General features: G+C 69.7%; 16 protein-coding genes and 1 tRNA gene. 16 read left to right on the top strand and 1 reads right to left on the bottom strand.

Annotation, left to right across the window (positions count from 1 at the left end; translation table 11 throughout):
• Nucleotides 1-85: 85 nt before the first annotated feature.
• From C3489_RS04520 to C3489_RS04510, 3 genes are all read left to right on the top strand, one after another.
• Nucleotides 86-1,477: a hypothetical protein gene (locus C3489_RS04520; RefSeq protein ID WP_103780100.1), complete on the top strand. Its 1,392-nt coding sequence runs from the start codon at nucleotides 86-88 to the stop codon at nucleotides 1,475-1,477.
• Between the two features lie 198 nt (nucleotides 1,478-1,675).
• Nucleotides 1,676-2,056: a DUF6083 domain-containing protein gene (locus C3489_RS04515; RefSeq protein ID WP_103780098.1), complete on the top strand. Its 381-nt coding sequence runs from the start codon at nucleotides 1,676-1,678 to the stop codon at nucleotides 2,054-2,056.
• 372 nt (nucleotides 2,057-2,428) lie between these two features.
• Entirely contained in the window at nucleotides 2,429-2,725 is a 297-nt protein-coding gene (locus C3489_RS04510; RefSeq protein ID WP_103780096.1) for a GYD domain-containing protein, read from the top strand.
• 140 nt (nucleotides 2,726-2,865) lie between these two features.
• On the opposite strand, the gene C3489_RS04505 is transcribed toward C3489_RS04510, so the two are convergent.
• A tRNA-Arg gene (locus tag C3489_RS04505) sits at nucleotides 2,866-2,937 on the bottom strand.
• A gap of 348 nt (nucleotides 2,938-3,285) precedes the next feature.
• On the opposite strand from C3489_RS04505, the gene C3489_RS04500 reads away from it, so the two are divergent.
• The 13 genes from C3489_RS04500 (at nucleotide 3,286) to C3489_RS04440 (ending at nucleotide 17,665) form a co-directional block, all read left to right on the top strand.
• Nucleotides 3,286-3,843, top strand: a complete 558-nt coding sequence (locus C3489_RS04500; protein WP_181139480.1) for a response regulator — start codon at nucleotides 3,286-3,288, stop codon at nucleotides 3,841-3,843.
• Between the two features lie 89 nt (nucleotides 3,844-3,932).
• Entirely contained in the window at nucleotides 3,933-4,907 is a 975-nt protein-coding gene (gene nrtL, locus C3489_RS04495) for an ArgS-related anticodon-binding protein NrtL (protein ID WP_103780146.1), read from the top strand.
• Between the two features lie 19 nt (nucleotides 4,908-4,926).
• On the top strand, nucleotides 4,927-6,318 hold the full coding sequence (gene lysA, locus C3489_RS04490; RefSeq protein WP_103780094.1) for a diaminopimelate decarboxylase: 1,392 nt from the start codon (nucleotides 4,927-4,929) through the stop codon (nucleotides 6,316-6,318).
• A gap of 158 nt (nucleotides 6,319-6,476) precedes the next feature.
• Nucleotides 6,477-7,766 carry a homoserine dehydrogenase gene (locus tag C3489_RS04485; RefSeq protein ID WP_103780144.1) on the top strand — a complete coding sequence of 430 codons (1,290 nt, stop codon included), beginning with the start codon at nucleotides 6,477-6,479 and terminating at the stop codon, nucleotides 7,764-7,766.
• Nucleotides 7,767-7,772: 6 nt separating this feature from the next.
• Nucleotides 7,773-8,831: a threonine synthase gene (gene thrC / locus C3489_RS04480; protein WP_103780092.1), complete on the top strand. Its 1,059-nt coding sequence runs from the start codon at nucleotides 7,773-7,775 to the stop codon at nucleotides 8,829-8,831.
• A gap of 279 nt (nucleotides 8,832-9,110) precedes the next feature.
• On the top strand, nucleotides 9,111-10,028 hold the full coding sequence (gene thrB / locus C3489_RS04475) for a homoserine kinase (protein WP_103780090.1): 918 nt from the start codon (nucleotides 9,111-9,113) through the stop codon (nucleotides 10,026-10,028).
• 402 nt (nucleotides 10,029-10,430) lie between these two features.
• The gene (rho, locus tag C3489_RS04470) at nucleotides 10,431-12,425 is read left to right on the top strand and encodes a transcription termination factor Rho (protein ID WP_103780088.1); all 1,995 of its coding nucleotides are present in this window, start codon (nucleotides 10,431-10,433) and stop codon (nucleotides 12,423-12,425) included.
• Nucleotides 12,426-12,708: 283 nt separating this feature from the next.
• Entirely contained in the window at nucleotides 12,709-13,842 is a 1,134-nt protein-coding gene (locus C3489_RS04465; protein WP_103780086.1) for an LCP family protein, read from the top strand.
• A gap of 174 nt (nucleotides 13,843-14,016) precedes the next feature.
• Nucleotides 14,017-14,238 (top strand): 50S ribosomal protein L31, encoded by a 222-nt coding sequence (gene rpmE / locus C3489_RS04460; protein ID WP_030740744.1) that lies wholly within the window; start codon nucleotides 14,017-14,019, stop codon nucleotides 14,236-14,238.
• Nucleotides 14,239-14,349: 111 nt separating this feature from the next.
• Nucleotides 14,350-15,417 carry a peptide chain release factor 1 gene (gene prfA / locus C3489_RS04455; RefSeq protein ID WP_103780084.1) on the top strand — a complete coding sequence of 356 codons (1,068 nt, stop codon included), beginning with the start codon at nucleotides 14,350-14,352 and terminating at the stop codon, nucleotides 15,415-15,417.
• Nucleotides 15,418-15,445: 28 nt separating this feature from the next.
• Nucleotides 15,446-16,291 (top strand): peptide chain release factor N(5)-glutamine methyltransferase, encoded by an 846-nt coding sequence (gene prmC, locus C3489_RS04450; RefSeq protein ID WP_103780082.1) that lies wholly within the window; start codon nucleotides 15,446-15,448, stop codon nucleotides 16,289-16,291.
• 52 nt (nucleotides 16,292-16,343) lie between these two features.
• The gene (locus C3489_RS04445) at nucleotides 16,344-16,991 is read left to right on the top strand and encodes an L-threonylcarbamoyladenylate synthase (RefSeq protein ID WP_103780080.1); all 648 of its coding nucleotides are present in this window, start codon (nucleotides 16,344-16,346) and stop codon (nucleotides 16,989-16,991) included.
• Nucleotides 16,988-17,665, top strand: coding sequence for a protein-tyrosine-phosphatase (locus C3489_RS04440; protein ID WP_103780078.1), 678 nt, complete (start codon nucleotides 16,988-16,990; stop codon nucleotides 17,663-17,665). The genes C3489_RS04445 and C3489_RS04440 overlap by 4 nt, the downstream gene beginning before the upstream one ends.
• Nucleotides 17,666-18,000 lie beyond the last annotated feature (335 nt).

Raw genomic sequence — 18,000 nt, 5'->3', positions numbered from 1 at the left:
CCAAACCCTTGCTGACAAGCTCGGACGAGGCCCGGCGACACCAAAAGGTACAAGGTCAGCCTGAGCTGGACTTCGGGGCAATTGCGTGACGATAAAGTTTCCGGACTTCGCCGACTCCTCCAAGAAGGACAAGATCGCGGATCTGCTGCGTCTGGCAGATCCGGACCTTCTGAACAACGACTTCGTTGACGTCAGGCGCGCAAGCCAACTGCTGGGCGTTCTGATCAACTCGTACAAGGAGCTGATCCAGGAGGAACAGCATCTGGACGACCCGGTTCTGGAGAGAGCCTTCAGTAAGGGCGCACTCTTTCAGCTGACGCTCTCAGCTGCCTTCGACCTCGTTTCGAACGCTGAGTATCTCCACGGTCGAGTGGTCAACTCGAAGTGGATCTACTGCAGCCGTCGACACGGCAGCCCGAAAGCCTATTACTCCTTCCTCAAGCAGTGTCCGTACTGTTGTCTTGAGGAAGGCCTGGGGCCCAGGCTCAACGGCGCACAGCACAAGCCGACAAGTCACCACATAGGCGAGATCACCACGGTGGTCTCAGTCCTGCTGCTGCAGATGATCGCGGCGGCGAACGATGAACCTTTCGCGGTGGCGACCATCACAAAGCAGTCGCATGATGTCGACGCCATCGGATACCGCGAGGATCTTCTCCTGTTGTTCGAAATAAAGGCCTCGCCGATGGTCACGTTCCCGCTCGTCGTCGACCTGCCGGAGCCCCTGTTCACAGACGCGTCCGGCGAGCCTCGGGAGTACAGCCAACACGCACTGGTCGACATGAACTTGGCTGGCGTACCGCTCAACCTGTCGATTCCTCACCGGGATTGGTCGGTCCCGCTCGGCGAGAGGAGCGCTGGTGACTGGCCGTACGTGCCCATGATCGAGTACTTCCGTGAACCGGAGAACTTCCGCGATTACCTGGCTGCCTGGATCGAGCTGTACGAGGCGTACAGCACGCCGAAGGTCCAGCGGCAGGGACGGACCGCGCGATTGGCCTATCTCGTCAACGGCTGGGGCGACGAGATCGACTCGAACAAGACCAAGCCGGGCCTGGGACGCACTGACGACATAAAAAAGGGCACCTACCAGCTGGTCAAGTTCGGCTCTTACTACAGGGACGATGCCTCCGCCCTGAAGGTACGCGGGGCCCTGGTCGCCAACCTGGATCCAGTGTTCCTGAGGTCCGGCTACATCGACGGTCTCGTCGACATTCGCTGGGGCCAAGGTGCCGACTTCATCCTGGATGGCGATTACTACAGGATCCACAAGGACAGACTGAAGTACCTCTACGACGCGATCTTCGCGTTCAATCGGCCCGTCCTCAACGATCCGAGTCTGCAGGCAGCCCTGGACTTGAACTCGGTCGCGGCGTGCTTGCAAAGTGGCCGGCTGGACGAATTTCTCAGCCGATGGACGACAGAAGGGCCAGAAGCGGTCGTCGAGGAGGTCGCGTCAGGAGAAATGCTGTCGTGACGTAGACGCGCTCCTGGCTGACACCCCGTCATGGCCCCACCGGCATCAGCCGGCTGACTCTCGGCCGTGTGTCGTCGTCCGGTGGTTGCCAGTATCACCTAATGCGTCGCATTCCATCGCCTCAGCGTACGACTGCCCCATGCGTCCCGTCCGGTTCGCGCTCTACGCGCAGGCCGCCGAGATGCCGACCCTCGCCGTATGGGGGCTTTGGAGAAGACGCCGGGCCGACTGGGCAGCGGACAGTCGCGCTGCCCGTACTGCGGTCTACCGCAAGATCGGGTGGCGACGCTTGAGTATGACTGGGTGATGCTGGAACCGGACATGGCTCCGCTGGCGCACATGGTGCCGGCGGAGCACCGGTGGATCGAGCTGTCGGACGGACGGGTCACCGTCTACGGGGTGTGCCCGCCGGATCAGTTCCAGCGGTGCCGCATCGAGCACCGTCTGGCCTGCCCGGCACAACCGCTGCCGGATCTATGGCCGTGGCTGACGGCCTTGCGAGGAGAGAACGCCCGCGAGGCGCAACGGAACGAGCCGAAGCCGTCACCACCCCCTGAGCAATGGCCGGACGCCGGCTGACGGGCACGCCATATTTACCCGATGCAAGGTAGCCGTGTTCCTGGACGGGGATGAGCCCGACCTCAAAGCCTTGGCGTATGCGGGCGCTCGCCAACCGGAAGATCGAGGAGCTGTTGCGCGAGTACGAGTGATCGCAGACGCCGGCAGCTCTGATGCCCCCGGACTTGTTCCGGAGGCATCGGCCTGCCTTGGTCGAGAGGGGCGTTCCTGTCCTCAGGAATTTCGCACCGGTGGCTCCGGGTGTATATCGGGCCGGGCCATGAAGTCAGGCCGGCTTCCATCACTCGTTCAGAGGCCCCTCTCATGCGCATTACGCGGATGATGCCCAGAGTTGACCACGACTAGGTGCGTCTACTTACAGGGGTAAAGATCATGCCGACGTTTATTGCGCTGCTGAACTGGACCGACCAGGGAATCCGCAGCTACAAGGACACCCCGCAACGTGCCGAAGCCTTCACGGCAGCGGCTCAGAAGCTCGGGGTGAAGGTCCTGAACCTCTTCTGGACCGTCGGCCAGTACGACATCGTGGCTGTCGTGGAGGCGCCCGACGACGAGACTGCCACCGCAGTGCTCCTTCAGGTCGGCGCGTGGGGCAACGTCCGTAGCACGACCCTGCGAGCCTTCGGCCGGGAGGAGATCGACCGCATCATCGCCAAGGTCGCCGGCTGAGGGACTTCCCCGTCTAGGTCCACGAATATCCACAGACCGCGTCTTAGGGTCGCTGAGGGCTGCATACGCCTGCACAAACGCGAAGACCCCGGCCTCAGCGTTTCCGCTGGTGACGGGGTCTTTGGGCACCTCATACAGGGTGCCCCCGGCAGGATTCGAACCTGCGCACACGGCTCCGGAGGCCGTTGCTCTATCCCCTGAGCTACGGGGGCGTGTCGTCCGCTCGGTCGCGGTGACGGGTAGAACACTACCAGCTCCGACGGGGTGGTCATGAACGGGTTTCCGCGGCGGTGTCGATCTTCCCGGAAGATCCCGGCGTCACTCCCAGGACGCCCGAGCGTCACCCTCTCGGGGAGATCCCGGCGCCGTCCTGGGCAGATCCCGGCAGGCTCCCCCAGGCGATCCCGGCGCCGCTCCCGGCGGATTCCGGCACCCCTCCCCAGGAGATCCCGGCACCCCTCCGGGCAGATCCCGGCACCCCTCTCCGGAAGCAGCCCGCAGAGCCCCCCCACCCACCATCCCCCCGCGTCAGCCCCACGGCGCCCCGTCCCCCTCACGGGGTGGAAGTCACCAAAAGCCGGACGCGGTGGCCGGTCTGGACCTACTCTCAAGTTGTGTCAGGCGCGTCGGGCCGGGTCCTCGTTGTGGACGACAACAAGGTCATCCGGCAGCTGATCAGGGTCAACCTCGAACTGGAGGGTATCGAGGTCGTGACCGCGGCCGATGGTGCCGAGTGTCTTGATGTGGTGCACGAGGTGCAGCCCGATCTTGTGACCCTCGACGTCGTCATGCCCCGTTTGGACGGTCTGCGGACCGTCGCCCGGCTGCGTGCCGATCCCCGTACCCGGGACCTCCCCGTCGCGATCGTCAGCGGCTGTACGCCGCACGAGGTCGACGCCGGTCTCGACGCCGGCGTCGACGCCTTCCTCGCCAAGCCCTTCGAGCCGGGGGAACTCATCCGGGTCGTCAGGGAATTGATCGAGCGCGGGCGCGGTGGGGCAATCCAGGAGGGGCAGGAGACCCCGGCGGACGGTTCCGTCGTGGCTCGGGGGAGTGGGGGCGTCCCGGCCGGCGGGGACCCCGACAGGGGCGCGGGCGGCGGAAACCCCGGGAGCTGATCACCTTCCCGCCCACCTCCCCGTCCACATCCCGGAACCAGCCGAAACCGGCTCGCCTACCCACCCCCCTCCTCCCCTACGCTTGTCCCGTGACCCCCGTCGAGCTCTCCCGTACCGTGCTGCGCGCGGTGCGTCGTGCTGTCGACGAGGGGGAGCTGACCGTCGCCGTTCCTGAGCGGGCCGTGGTCACCGTGCCGGGGCCCGGCGGGTGCGGGGACTACGCGACCAACATCGCCCTGAAGCTCGCCCGGCCCGCCGGGCAGTCGCCGCAGTACGTCGCCGAGGTCCTGCAGAGGCACCTCACCCGCGCCGCCGGCGTCCGCGGTGTCGAGATCACCGGGCCCGGCTTCCTCAACTTCCGTCTCGAACGCGCGGAGACAGAGGATCTTGTTCGGCGGATTCTGCGCGAAGGGCGAGCGTACGGGCACCATCACGCCCTCGCTGGGCAGGTCATCACGCTGCGCGTCCCTTACGAGATCCGCGCCGAAGTCGTCGCCGACGTTCTCGCGCGGATCGCCGGCACGCAGGGCGCCCGCGTCGAGATCGAGCACGCCCACGGGCCGCGGGCCGATCTGCGGCCGGTGCCCGCGCCCGAGGACCCGACCCCGCTGGGCGCCGACGCCGCCCGCTGGGCGCTGCTGTACCCCGCCCCGCACGACCGGCCCCGCATCACCGCCGACCACCTGGTGCAGCGGGAGACCAATCCGCTGTTCCGTGTCCGGTACGCCCACGCCCGCACCCGGGCCCTGCACCGCAACGCCGCCGATCTCGGCTTCGCCCCCGAGCCGGGGGCCGTCGAACAGCAGAACCAGCTCGTCGCCGCCCTCGCCGATCACCCCCGGATCCTGCGCGCCGCCGTCACCCAGCGCCGCCCCGACCGGCTCGCCCGGCATCTCGTCACCGTCGCCGACGCCACCCTCGCGTCGCTGCCCGGTGTGCTGCCGCGCGGTGAGGAGAAACCCTCGGCCGCCCACCGTGCCCGGCTCGCGCTCGCCGAAGCCGCCGGGACGGTGCTGGCCGGCGGCCTGTCCCTGCTCGGCATCGACGCACCCGACCACCTCTGAGCCAAAAAGAGACCCAGACATGAGCCGTTCCGCACATCCCGCCGGGCCCCGTCACGCCGACGTCCTCCCCGAGGGGCACTACTCCGCCCCGCCCACCGACCTCAACGCCCTCGACCCCAAGGTGTGGGCCCAGACCGTCGGGCGGGACGACCAGGGCGTACTCACCGTCGGCGGGATCGACGTCAAGACGCTCGCCGAGACCCACGGCACCCCGGCCTACATCCTCGACGAGGCCGACTTCCGGGCGCGTGCGCGTGCCTGGCGCACCGCCTTCGGGGCCGAGGCCGACGTCTTCTACGCCGGCAAGGCGTTCCTGTCCCGGGCCGTCGTGCGCTGGCTGCACGAGGAGGGGCTCAACCTCGATGTGTGCTCCGGCGGGGAGCTCGCCACCGCGCTGTCCGCCGGGATGCCCGCCGAGCGCATCGCCTTCCACGGCAACAACAAGTCGAGTGAGGAGATCCGGCGGGCCGTCGACGCCGGGGTCGGGCGGATCGTGCTCGACTCCTTCCAGGAGATCGTGCGCGTCGCCCACATCGCGCGGGAACTGGGGAAGGTGCAGCGCGTCCAGATCCGGATCACCGTCGGCGTCGAGGCGCACACGCACGAGTTCATCGCCACCGCGCACGAGGACCAGAAGTTCGGGATTCCGCTTGCGGGTGGGCAGGCTGCCGAGGCCGTGCGGCGGGCGCTTCAGCTCGACGGTCTTGAGCTGATCGGTATCCACAGCCACATCGGGTCGCAGATCTTCGACATGTCCGGGTTCGAGGTCGCCGCCCACCGGGTGGTCGGGCTGCTGAAGGACATCCGTGACGAGCACGGGGTCGAGCTGCCCGAGATCGATCTCGGTGGCGGTCTCGGCATCGCGTACACCAGCGACGACGACCCGCGCGAGCCGCACGAGATCGCCAAGGCGCTCACCGAGATCGTCACCCGTGAGTGCGAGGCCGCCAGGCTGCGCACTCCCCGGATCTCCGTCGAGCCCGGGCGGGCCATCGTCGGGCCGACCGCTTTCACGCTGTACGAGGTCGGCACCGTCAAGCCGCTCGATGGGCTGCGCACCTACGTGTCCGTCGACGGCGGCATGTCCGACAACATCCGCACCGCGCTGTACGACGCCGAGTACAGCGTCGCCCTGGTCTCCCGTGCCTCCGACGCCGAGCCGATGCTCGCCCGGGTCGTCGGCAAGCACTGTGAGAGCGGCGACATCGTGGTGCGTGACGCGTTCCTGCCGGCCGACCTGGCGCCGGGCGACCTCATCGCCGTACCGGCGACGGGGGCGTACTGCAGGTCCATGGCCAGCAACTACAACCATGTGCTGCGCCCGCCGGTGGTCGCCGTGAAGGATGGCGAGGCCCGGGTGATCGTCCGGCGGGAGACGGAGGAGGACCTCCTCCGGCTCGACGTCGGGTGACGGGCGGGTGAACCACGGACGGCGGCGGAAGATCTTCCGGCTTCCGCCCCGTTCGGAAATGAAATAAAAGTCTCACGATCCGGACCGAGGGCAGAAAATCCCGTCCGTTGAGTGAGACTGGTCCAACCGTAGACGGTATGAGGAAACGAGGTCGGATGATGCGTACGCGTCCGCTGAAGGTGGCGCTGCTGGGCTGTGGAGTGGTCGGCTCAGAGGTGGCGCGCATCATGACGACGCACGCCGACGACCTCGCCGCCAGGATCGGGGCCCCCGTCGAGCTCGCCGGTGTCGCCGTACGGCGCCCCGGCAAGGTCCGTGAGGGCATCGACCCGGCCCTGATCACCACCGACGCCACCGCCCTCGTCAAACGCGGCGACATCGACGTGATCGTCGAGGTCATCGGCGGCATCGAGCCCGCCCGCACCCTCATCACCACCGCCTTCGAGCACGGCGCCTCCGTCGTCTCCGCCAACAAGGCCCTGCTCGCCCAGGACGGGGCCGCCCTGCACGCCGCCGCCGAGGAGCACGGCCGGGATCTGTACTACGAGGCCGCCGTCGCGGGTGCGATTCCGCTGATCCGGCCGCTGCGCGAGTCCCTCGCCGGCGACAAGGTCAACCGGGTGCTCGGCATCGTCAACGGCACCACCAACTTCATCCTCGACAAGATGGACTCCACCGGCGCCGGGTACCAGGAGGCCCTCGACGAGGCCACCGCGCTCGGGTACGCCGAGGCCGACCCGACCGCCGACGTCGAGGGCTTCGACGCCGCCGCCAAGGCCGCCATCCTCGCCGGGATCGCCTTCCACACGCGCGTGCGGCTCGACGACGTCTACCGCGAGGGCATGACCGAGGTCACCGCCGCCGACTTCGCCTCCGCCAAGGAGATGGGCTGCACCATCAAGCTGCTCGCCATCTGCGAGCGGGCCGCCGACGGCCGGTCCGTCACCGCGCGCGTGCACCCCGCGATGATTCCGCTGACCCACCCGCTCGCCTCCGTGCGCGGCGCGTACAACGCCGTGTTCGTCGAGTCCGACGCCGCCGGTCAGCTGATGTTCTACGGCCCCGGCGCGGGCGGTTCGCCCACCGCCTCGGCCGTGCTCGGCGACCTGGTCGCCGTGTGCCGCAACCGGCTCAGCGGGTCCACCGGGCCCGGCGAGTCGGCGTATGCCGCCCTGCCGGTGTCGCCGATGGGCGACGTCGTCACGCGCTACCACATCAGCCTCGACGTGGCGGACAAACCGGGTGTGCTCGCCCAGGTCGCGACCGTCTTCGCCGAGCACGGGGTGTCCATCGACACCGTGCGCCAGCAGGGCAAGGACGGCGAGGCCTCCCTCGTCGTCGTCACCCACCGCGCGTCCGACGCCGCCCTGAACGGGACCGTCGAGGCGCTGCGCAAGCTCGACACCGTGCGGGGTGTCGCCAGCATCATGCGGGTTGAAGGAGAGTAACCAGCAATGACCCACCAGTGGCGCGGAATCATCGAGGAGTACCGGGACCGGCTGCCCGTCTCCGACACCACGCCGGTCGTGACGCTCCGCGAGGGCGGCACGCCGCTCGTGCCCGCGCAGGTGCTCTCCGAGCGCACGGGCTGCGAGGTCCACCTGAAGGTGGAGGGTGCGAACCCGACCGGGTCCTTCAAGGACCGCGGCATGACCATGGCCATCTCCAAGGCGAAGGAGGAGGGTGCCAAGGCGGTCATCTGCGCCTCCACCGGCAACACCTCCGCCTCCGCCGCCGCCTACGGCGTGCGCGCGGGCATGGTGTCCGCCGTGCTGGTGCCGCAGGGCAAGATCGCGCTGGGCAAGATGGGCCAGGCCCTCGTGCACGGCGCGAAGATCCTCCAGGTCGACGGCAACTTCGACGACTGCCTCACCCTGGCCCGCGCGCTGAGTGACAACTACCCCGTCGCGCTGGTCAATTCGGTCAACCCGGTGCGTATCGAGGGTCAGAAGACCGCCGCCTTCGAGATCGTGGACATGCTGGGCGACGCGCCCGACATCCACGTCCTGCCGGTCGGCAACGCGGGCAACATCACCGCGTACTGGAAGGGGTACCGGGAGTACGCCGCCGACGGCATCGCCTCCCGCACCCCCCGGATGTGGGGCTTCCAGGCCTCCGGCAGCGCGCCCATCGTGCGCGGCGAGGTCGTCAAGGACCCCTCGACCATCGCCACCGCCATCCGCATCGGCAACCCGGCCTCCTGGCAGTACGCCCTGGCGGCGCGGGACGAATCGGGCGGCGCCATCGACGAGGTGACGGACCGTGAGATCCTGCGCGCCTACCGGCTGTTGGCCTCGCAGGAGGGCGTCTTCGTGGAGCCCGCCTCCGCCGCCTCCGTCGCCGGTCTGCTGAAGGCCGCCGAGCAGGGCAAGGTCGACCCGGGCCAGAAGATCGTGTGCACCGTCACCGGCAACGGTCTGAAGGACCCCGACTGGGCCGTCGCCGGCGCTCCGCAGCCGGTCACCGTCCCGGTCGACGCGGCCACCGCCGCCGAGCGCCTCGGGCTCGCGTAAGCGCACGGGGCACGCTCGCGCACCGGCGCGAGTGAACGGACGACGTACCTGGGGAATCCCCATGGCGGATGCACAGGGGGCTCGCGACACGCATCGTGCGCCTCCTGTGCGCCCTATGTCGCCACAGAACCTTCCTTCGATAGGCTGTACCGAACCCGCCCGCCGCATATGCCTCCACCGCATGTGCCGCGTGCCGCGTCGTCCGCGCGGCCGCAGGGTTCCATGGCACCTATCGAATGTCATTCGACCATCACGCAGCTCAAGGAGAGTCAACGAGCGATGGCCGGTCCAGCGTTCCGCGCCGCCGCCGTCCGGGTGCGCGTCCCCGCCACCAGCGCCAACCTCGGCCCGGGCTTCGACGCCCTCGGCCTCGCGCTGGGGCTCTACGACGACGTCGTCGTCCGGGTGGCCGACTCCGGGCTGCACATCGACATCGCCGGTGAGGGCAGCGAGACCCTGCCGCGCGACGAGAGCCACCTCCTGGTCCGCTCGATGCGCACCGCCTTCGACGCCCTCGGCGGCCAGCCCCGCGGCCTGGAGATCGTCTGCGCCAACCGCATCCCGCACGGCCGCGGCCTCGGCTCCTCCTCCGCCGCCATCTGCGCCGGCATCGTCGCCGCCCGCGCCGTGACCATAGGCGGCGAGTCCAGGCTCGACGACGCGGCCCTGCTGGAGCTCGCCACCGAGATCGAGGGCCACCCGGACAACGTGGCGCCCTGCCTGCTCGGCGGTTTCACCATCGCCTGGATGGAGGCCGGCGCCGCCCGGGCGATCAGGCTGAAGCCCTCCGATTCCATCGTTCCGGTGGTTTTCGTGCCCGGAAAGCCGGTCCTCACCGAGACCGCGCGGGGCCTGCTCCCGCGTACCGTGCCGCACGTCGACGCCGCCGCCAACGCCGGCCGCGCCGCGCTGCTCGTCGAGGCAATCACCCGCAGCCCCGAGCTGCTGCTGCCGGCCACCGAGGACCGCCTGCACCAGGAGTACCGCGCCCCCGCCATGCCGGAGAGCGCGGCACTGGTGGAGCGGCTGCGCGCCGACGGCATCCCGGCGGTCATCTCCGGCGCCGGACCCACGGTCATGGCACTCGTCGACGCGGCCAGCGCCGACAAGGTCGAAGCTCTGGCGGGCGCGGACTGGGCGGCCAACCGGCTCAGCCTGGACCTGGAGGGCGCGAGCGTGCTGCCGCTCGCGACCTGACACACGCTTGCCGGATTAGGAGAGGGGGAATGTTTGTTGGATCCGGTAGTGTTAACCTCAAGTCTGCACCCGACCCCACCATGGCGAGGTGCCTCGTGTCCCCGTCCGGGACAGACATTCTTCCGGGAGCTCCCCACGCCGCACTGTGTCCCGTACGTCGTACCTGGGCAGTACGCCGTATGCGGGCGCTGAGCGGGCCGATGGGCACGCTCCGGAATCGGTGCGACCGCGCCACGTGACACAGGGTGCCACGGCTCGGGGTAGCGCCATCACCAGATATCTCTTCCGCCGCTTTGGCGGACCACCGCCCCGGCTTCGTCCACACAGCAAGGACCGGAGTCGGACAGCACAACCGGTCGCCGAGCCAGACAGGCCGACGTCCGCTCCAGGGAAGGACCCTTCGTGAGCGACACCACCGATCTGATGGGCGCACGTGTCGAGGAGACCGCTGCCGCGCCCGCCACGGACGCCTCCGCGCCTGCATCCGGTGCCGGCTCCCGGCGGCGCCGCGGTACCGGCCTTGAGGGCATGGTGCTGGCCGAGCTGCAGCAGGTCGCCTCCGGCCTCGGCATCAGGGGCACCGCGCGGATGCGCAAGAGCCAGCTGATCGAGGTCATCAAGGAGGCGCAGGCCTCCGGAGGGGCTCCCAAGGCCGAGCCCGCCGCCGAGACCAAGCCGAAGCGCCGGGCCACCTCCAAGGCCCGCACCGGCGAGTCCGCCGAGAGTGGCGAGAACCCGGCGAAGAAGGCGGAGAAGGCCGCTGATGCCCCCGCCGAGAAGGCCGTGGCCCAGCAGCAGATCGAGATCCCCGGCCAGCCGGCCTCCGACGACGCCCCGAGCGAGCGTCGCCGTCGCCGCGCGACCGCCGAGGCCGGCAGCCCCGAGACGGTGGCCGCCGAGGCCAAGAGCGAGCCGAAGGCCGAGACGCCCGCGCAGCAGCAGCCGCAGCAGGGCGAGGCCAAGGGCGACGCCGGTGAGGGCGGCGAGGGCCGCCGCCGTGACCGCCGTGAGCGCGGCCGGGACCGCGACCGGGACCGGGACCGCGGCGACCGTGACCGCCGTAAGGGCGACGACCAGCAGGGTGGCCAGCGCGGTCAGCAGCAGGGCCAGCAGCAGGGCGGCGGCCGTCAGGACCGCCAGCAGCAGGACGACGACGACTTCGAGGGCGGCCGCCGTGGCCGTCGCGGCCGCTACCGTGACCGCCGTGGCCGTCGTGGCCGCGACGACATGGCCTCCGAGCCGCAGATCGCCGAGGACGACGTCCTGATCCCGGTCGCGGGCATCCTGGACATCCTGGACAACTACGCCTTCATCCGGACCTCCGGCTACCTGCCGGGCCCGAACGACGTGTACGTCTCCCTCGCCCAGGTCCGCAAGAACGGCCTGCGCAAGGGCGACCACATCACCGGTGCGGTCCGCCAGCCCAAGGAAGGCGAGCGGCGCGAGAAGTTCAACGCGCTGGTCCGCCTGGACTCCGTCAACGGCATGGCGCCCGAACACGGCCGCGGCCGCCCGGAGTTCAACAAGCTGACCCCGCTCTACCCGCAGGACCGCCTGCGTCTGGAGACGGACCCCGGCGTCCTCACCACCCGCATCATCGACCTCGTCTCGCCCATCGGTAAGGGCCAGCGCGGTCTGATCGTGGCCCCGCCGAAGACCGGCAAGACCATGATCATGCAGGCGATCGCCAACGCGATCACCCACAACAACCCCGAGTGCCACCTGATGGTCGTCCTCGTCGACGAGCGTCCGGAAGAGGTCACCGACATGCAGCGGTCGGTGAAGGGCGAGGTCATCTCCTCGACCTTCGACCGCCCGGCCGAGGACCACACCACGGTCGCCGAGCTGGCCATCGAGCGCGCCAAGCGCCTCGTCGAGCTGGGTCACGACGTGGTCGTCCTGCTGGACTCCATCACCCGTCTGGGCCGCGCCTACAACCTGGCCGCCCCGGCCTCCGGGCGCATCCTGTCCGGTGGTGTCGACTCCACGGCCCTCTACCCGCCGAAGCGCTTCTTCGGTGCGGCCCGCAACATCGAGGACGGCGGCTCGCTGACCATCCTCGCCACCGCGCTGGTGGACACCGGGTCCCGCATGGACGAGGTGATCTTCGAGGAGTTCAAGGGCACCGGCAACATGGAGCTCAAGCTCGACCGGAAGCTCGCCGACAAGCGCATCTTCCCCGCGGTGGACGTCGACGCGTCCGGCACCCGCAAGGAGGAGATCCTGCTCGGCGCGGAGGAGCTGGGCATCGTCTGGAAGCTGCGCCGTGTGCTGCACGCGCTGGACCAGCAGCAGGCGATCGAGCTGCTCCTCGACAAGATGAAGCAGACCAAGTCGAACGTCGAGTTCCTGATGCAGATCCAGAAGACGACGCCGGCTCCCGGCAACGGCGACTGACATCAGCAGCGCATGAAGAGTGAGGGCCATCCCGGCAAGGGGTGGCCCTCACTCTTTGCGTGCGTTCACTCGTCGCCTGCGATCTGTGCCACAGGGGCGCCGTTCGCGCCCGTCGCCGCCCGTCGGCGAAACCCGCAGGTGAGCACCGTACGGAAGACCGTGGCGGTGACGAATGGTGACGACCTGGGCACCCGTCGGTCACAAGGTGTTGTGCAACCCTGTCCCGAGTTTCCCCGTCCTCCCGATCGGGGTGACCATGGATTCCAGACGAGCTGAGGAGCACATGACCGCCGAGAGCACGCCGGGTCCCGGCATACCCGAGGCGCCCGGTTCCAGCGGCCGGCGCCACCGCGTCAAGGGCCGCCGCCGCAAGCCCCGCGCCAGGCGCAGAGGCGCCCGGGTCGCGGCCTGGACCGCCGCGGGCATCGTCGTGCTGGGCGGCAGCGGTCTGGGCTACGTCTACTTCAAGCTCAACGGCAACATCCACAGCGTCGACATCAACCAGATGCTGGGCACGGACCGCCCGGAGAAGGTCGAAAACGGCTCGCAGAACATCCTCGTCCTCGGCTCCGACACCCGCTCCGGCACCAACAAGAAGCTCGGCGGCGGGTCCGACGACGGAAGCGCCCGTTCCGACACGGCGATGATCATCCACGTGTACAAGGGCCACAAGAAGGCGAGCGTGGTGTCCATCCCGCGCGACACCCTCATCGACCGCCCGGCCTGCACCGACACCAAGGGCAACACCTACCCGGCCGCGGACGGCGTGATGTTCAACTCCGCCTACTCCACCGGCGGCGCCCCGTGCGCGGTCAAGACCGTCGAGTCCCTCACCGGTGTCCGCATGGACCACTACCTGGAGGTCGACTTCGCGGGCTTCCAGAAGCTCATCGACGAGCTGGGCGGTGTCGAGGTCACCACGACCAAGGACATCACCGACCACGACAGCCACCTGAACCTCAAGGCCGGCACGCACCGCCTCGACGGCGAGCAGGCCCTCGGCCTGGTCCGCACCCGGCACGGCGTCGGCGACGGCTCCGACCTGGGCCGTATCCAGCTCCAGCAGGCCTTCATCAAGGCGCTGGTCAAGCAGGTCAAGGACATCGGCGTCTTCACCAGCCCCAAGAAGCTGTACGACCTCGCCGACACCTCCACCAAGGCCGTCACGACCGACTCCGGCCTCGGCTCGGTGAACTCCCTGATCTCCTTCGCGGGCGGCCTCAAGGGCATCAGCCCGGCGAACATGACGATGGTCACGATGCCGGTCCGGTACGACCCGAACAACGGCAACCGGGTCCTGGTCGAGAAGACGAAGGCCGAGCTGGTCTGGGACGCGCTGCAGAACGACCAGCCCATTCCCGAGGCGGCGACGAAGGGCACGGCCACGGGCGAAGCCAACGGCGTCGTGGCCAACTGAAGGGGCGCGGGGAACTGCGCGAGCAAGCACCACGCACCCGCACGGAATAGAACAGAGCAACCCCCGGTTTTGGGGGATGGCCCCAGTCCTGGCAGACTGGTACGTCGGCCCCGGTTCACGCCCCCGCACCCCGCGGCAGGCGACCCGGCGCCCTCCCGAAACCTAGGAGACACCTTGAAGCGCGACATCCACCCCGCGTACGTCGAGACGCAGGTCAGCTGCACCTGCGGCGCGTCGTTCACCACCCGCAGCACCATCGAGTCCGGCACCATCCGGGCCGAGGTCTGCTCCGAGTGCCACCCGTTCTACACGGGCAAGCAGAAGATCCTCGACACCGGTGGCCGTGTGGCCCGCTTCGAGGCCCGCTTCGGCAAGGCCGCCGGCTCCAAGAAGTAGCGAGCCCCATTTCGCCGGTCCACGGCCGCACGCCCACGTGGCGTGTGCGCCGGGACCGGCGTTTTTGGTCGCCCGCCTTCCCCCTTTTCCCCGCAGTAGCAGGAGCCCAAGATGTTCGAGGCCGTCGAGGAACTCGTCAGCGAGCACGCCGACCTGGAGACCAAGCTCGCCGACCCGTCGGTCCACGCCGACCAGGCCAACGCGCGCAAGCTGAACAAGCGCTACGCCGAGCTCACCCCGATCGTCGCCACGTACCGCTCCTGGAAGCAGACCGGCGACGACATCGCGACCGCCCGCGAGCTGGCCGCCGACGACCCCGACTTCGCCGCCGAGGTCAAGGAGCTGGACAAGCAGCGCGAGGAACTGACGGAGAAGCTCCGCCTGCTCCTCGTCCCGCGCGACCCCAGCGACGACAAGGACGTGATCCTGGAGATCAAGGCCGGCGCCGGCGGTGACGAGTCCGCCCTCTTCGCGGGCGACCTGCTGCGCATGTACCTGCGCTACGCCGAGCGGGTCGGCTGGAAGACGGAGATCATCGACGCCACCGAGTCCGAGCTCGGCGGCTACAAGGACGTCCAGGTCGCCATCAAGACCCGCGGCCAGACCGAGCCCGGCCAGGGCGTGTGGGCCCGCCTGAAGTACGAGGGCGGTGTGCACCGCGTGCAGCGCGTCCCCGCCACCGAGTCCCAGGGCCGTATCCACACCTCCGCCGCCGGTGTGCTCGTCACGCCCGAGGCCGAGGAGGTCGACGTCGAGATCAACCCGAACGACCTGCGCATCGACGTCTACCGCTCCTCCGGCCCCGGCGGGCAGTCCGTCAACACCACCGACTCCGCCGTGCGCATCACGCACCTGCCGACCGGAGTCGTCGCCTCCTGCCAGAACGAGAAGAGCCAGCTCCAGAACAAGGAGCAGGCGATGCGTATCCTGCGCTCCAGGCTGCTCGCGATGGCGCAGGAGGAAGCGGAGCGGGAGGCCGCCGACGCCCGGCGCAGCCAGGTCCGCACCGTCGACCGCTCCGAGAAGATCCGCACGTACAACTTCCCGGAGAACCGCATCTCCGACCACCGCGTCGGCTTCAAGGCGTACAACCTGGACCAGGTCCTGGACGGCGACCTCGACGCGGTGATCCAGGCCTGCGTCGACGCGGACTCGGCCGCGAAGCTCGCCGCAGCGTAAGGCACGACCAAGCACCCGGAGGAGTTGCGTGAACCTGCTGCTCGCAGAGGTGGCCCAGGCCACCCAGCGGCTCGCCGACGCGGGCGTGCCCTCGCCGCGCACCGACGCGGAGGAGCTCGCCGCGTTCGTGCACGGCGTCAAGCGCGGCGAGCTGCATTCCGTGAAGGACTCCGACTTCGACGCCCGGTACTGGGAGGTCATCGCCCGCCGCGAGCAGCGTGAGCCGCTGCAGCACATCACCGGGCGGGCCTACTTCCGGTACCTGGAGCTCCAGGTCGGCCCGGGCGTGTTCGTACCGCGCCCGGAGACCGAGTCCGTCGTCGGCTGGGCCATAGACGCCGTACGCGCCATGGACGTCGTCGAGCCGTGCATCGTCGACCTGTGCACCGGCTCCGGCGCCATCGCGCTCGCCCTCGCCCAGGAGGTCCCGCGCTCCCGCGTGTACGCCGTCGAGCTGTCCGACGAGGCCCTGCACTGGACGCGCAAGAACGTGGAGGGCTCCCGGGTCGAGCTGCGCCAGGGCGACGCCCTGACCGCCTTCCCGGACCTGGACGGCCAGGTCGACCTGGTCATCTCCAACCCGCCGTACATCCCGCTCACCGAATGGGAGTACGTCGCCCCCGAGGCCCGCGACTACGACCCGCAGATGGCCCTGTTCTCCGGTGAGGACGGCCTGGACCTGATCCGCGGCCTGGAGCGCACCGCGCACCGCCTGCTGCGCCCCGGCGGCCTCGTCGTCGTCGAGCACGCCGACACGCAGGGCGGCCAGGTGCCGTGGATCTTCACCGAGGAGAAGGGCTGGGCCGACGCGGCCGACCACCCCGACCTCAACAACCGCCCACGCTTCGCCACCGCCCGCAAGGCGCTGCCGTGAGCATCACACAGTCTTCGACCCCGCAGTACGTGTACGAGGAGGCCCGCTAGTTATGGCACGGCGATACGACACCAACGACGCGACCGACCGTGTGACGGGTCTGCGCGAGGCCGCGTCCGCCGTCCGTCGCGGCGAGCTCGTGGTGCTGCCCACGGACACGGTGTACGGCATCGGCGCCGACGCGTTCTCCAAGGAGGCCGTCGCCGATCTGCTCGCCGCCAAGGGCCGGGGCCGCAACATGCCCACGCCCGTGCTGATCGGCTCCCCGAACACGCTGCACGGCCTGGTCACGGACTTCTCCGAGAAGGCCTGGGAGCTGGTCGACGCGTTCTGGCCGGGCGCGCTGACGCTCGTCGCCCGGCACCAGCCGTCGCTGCAGTGGGACCTCGGTGACACGCGCGGCACGGTGGCCATCCGGATGCCGCTGCACCCGGTCGCCATCGAGCTGCTCACCGAGTTCGGGCCGATGGCCGTCTCCTCCGCCAACCTCACCGGTCACCCGGCGCCGGAGACGTGTGACGCGGCGCAGCAGATGCTCGGCGACTCGGTCTCCGTCTACCTGGACGGCGGTCCCACGCCCGGGAACGTGCCGTCCTCGATCGTCGACGTCTCCCGCGAGGTACCCGTCCTGCTGCGCGAGGGCGCGCTCTCCCCGGAGGAGCTGCGCAAGGTCGTACCCGACCTTGAGGTGGCGAATTGACGGCCCCTGACGCGGGGCGTGGCATAGCCGGCGGGGGCTTCAACGGGGAGGAGACCACGACCTTCGGCTTCCCCCGCGACACCTTCCGCATCCTCCACGTCAGCACCGGCAACGTCTGCCGCTCGCCCATCACCGAGCGGCTGACCCGCCATTTCGTCTCCGAGCGCCTCGGCATCCTGGGCGGCCCGATCATCGTGGAGAGCGCGGGCACGTGGGGGCACGAGGGGGCGCCGATGGAGTCCCACGCGGAGACGGTCCTGGCCGACTTCGGGGCGGATGCCTCCGGGTTCACCGGGCGGGAGCTGCACGACGAGCACGTGATCCGGGCGGATCTGGTGCTGACCGCTACGCGGGACCACCGGGCCCAGGTGATCTCGATGGGGCACTCGGCGGGGCTGCGGACGTTCACGCTGAAGGAGTTCACGCGGCTGGTGCGGGCGATAGACCCCACGACGCTGCCTCCGCTGGAGGAGGGCGTGGTCAACCGGGCGCGGTCGCTGGTCCGTGCGGCGGCCGCTCTACGCGGGTGGCTCCAGGCGCCGACGGCGGAGGCGGACGAGGTGTACGACCCGTACGGGGCGCCGCTGGGCTTTTTCCGCAGCGTGGGCGAGGAAATCCACGAGGCCCTGGACCCGGTGGTGACAGCACTGACGGGGGTCCCGGCCCGCATGTAGGCGCCCGGTGCTGCGGCTGGCCGGGGGTGGGTTGCGCAGCCCGGCGCTACGGGGTGCCTCCCCCAAGCTCTTCGAGCAGGGGGGACCCCCAGCGCCCCCCGTGCCGCCCCAGCGGCACGACTGCCCGCAGCTATGCCAACCAAGGGGCGCGGGGAACTGCGCGACCGGCCACCGCGCACCCGCAGACGCATGACTGCGCGCGTCTTGGCTGGACGAACTACCCGCCCGCAGCTAGGCCAACCTGAAGGGGCGCGGGGAACTGCGCGACCGGCCCCCGTGCACCCGCAGTCGCGAGACCACCCCCGCCCGGCCGCACGTACCGCGCCCCCGTACGC

The organism is Streptomyces sp. Ru71, assembly GCF_002920535.1.
In the GTDB taxonomy this organism is placed as follows: Bacteria; Actinomycetota; Actinomycetes; order Streptomycetales; family Streptomycetaceae; genus Streptomyces.
This window is presented reverse-complemented; position numbering and strand designations above follow the sequence as displayed.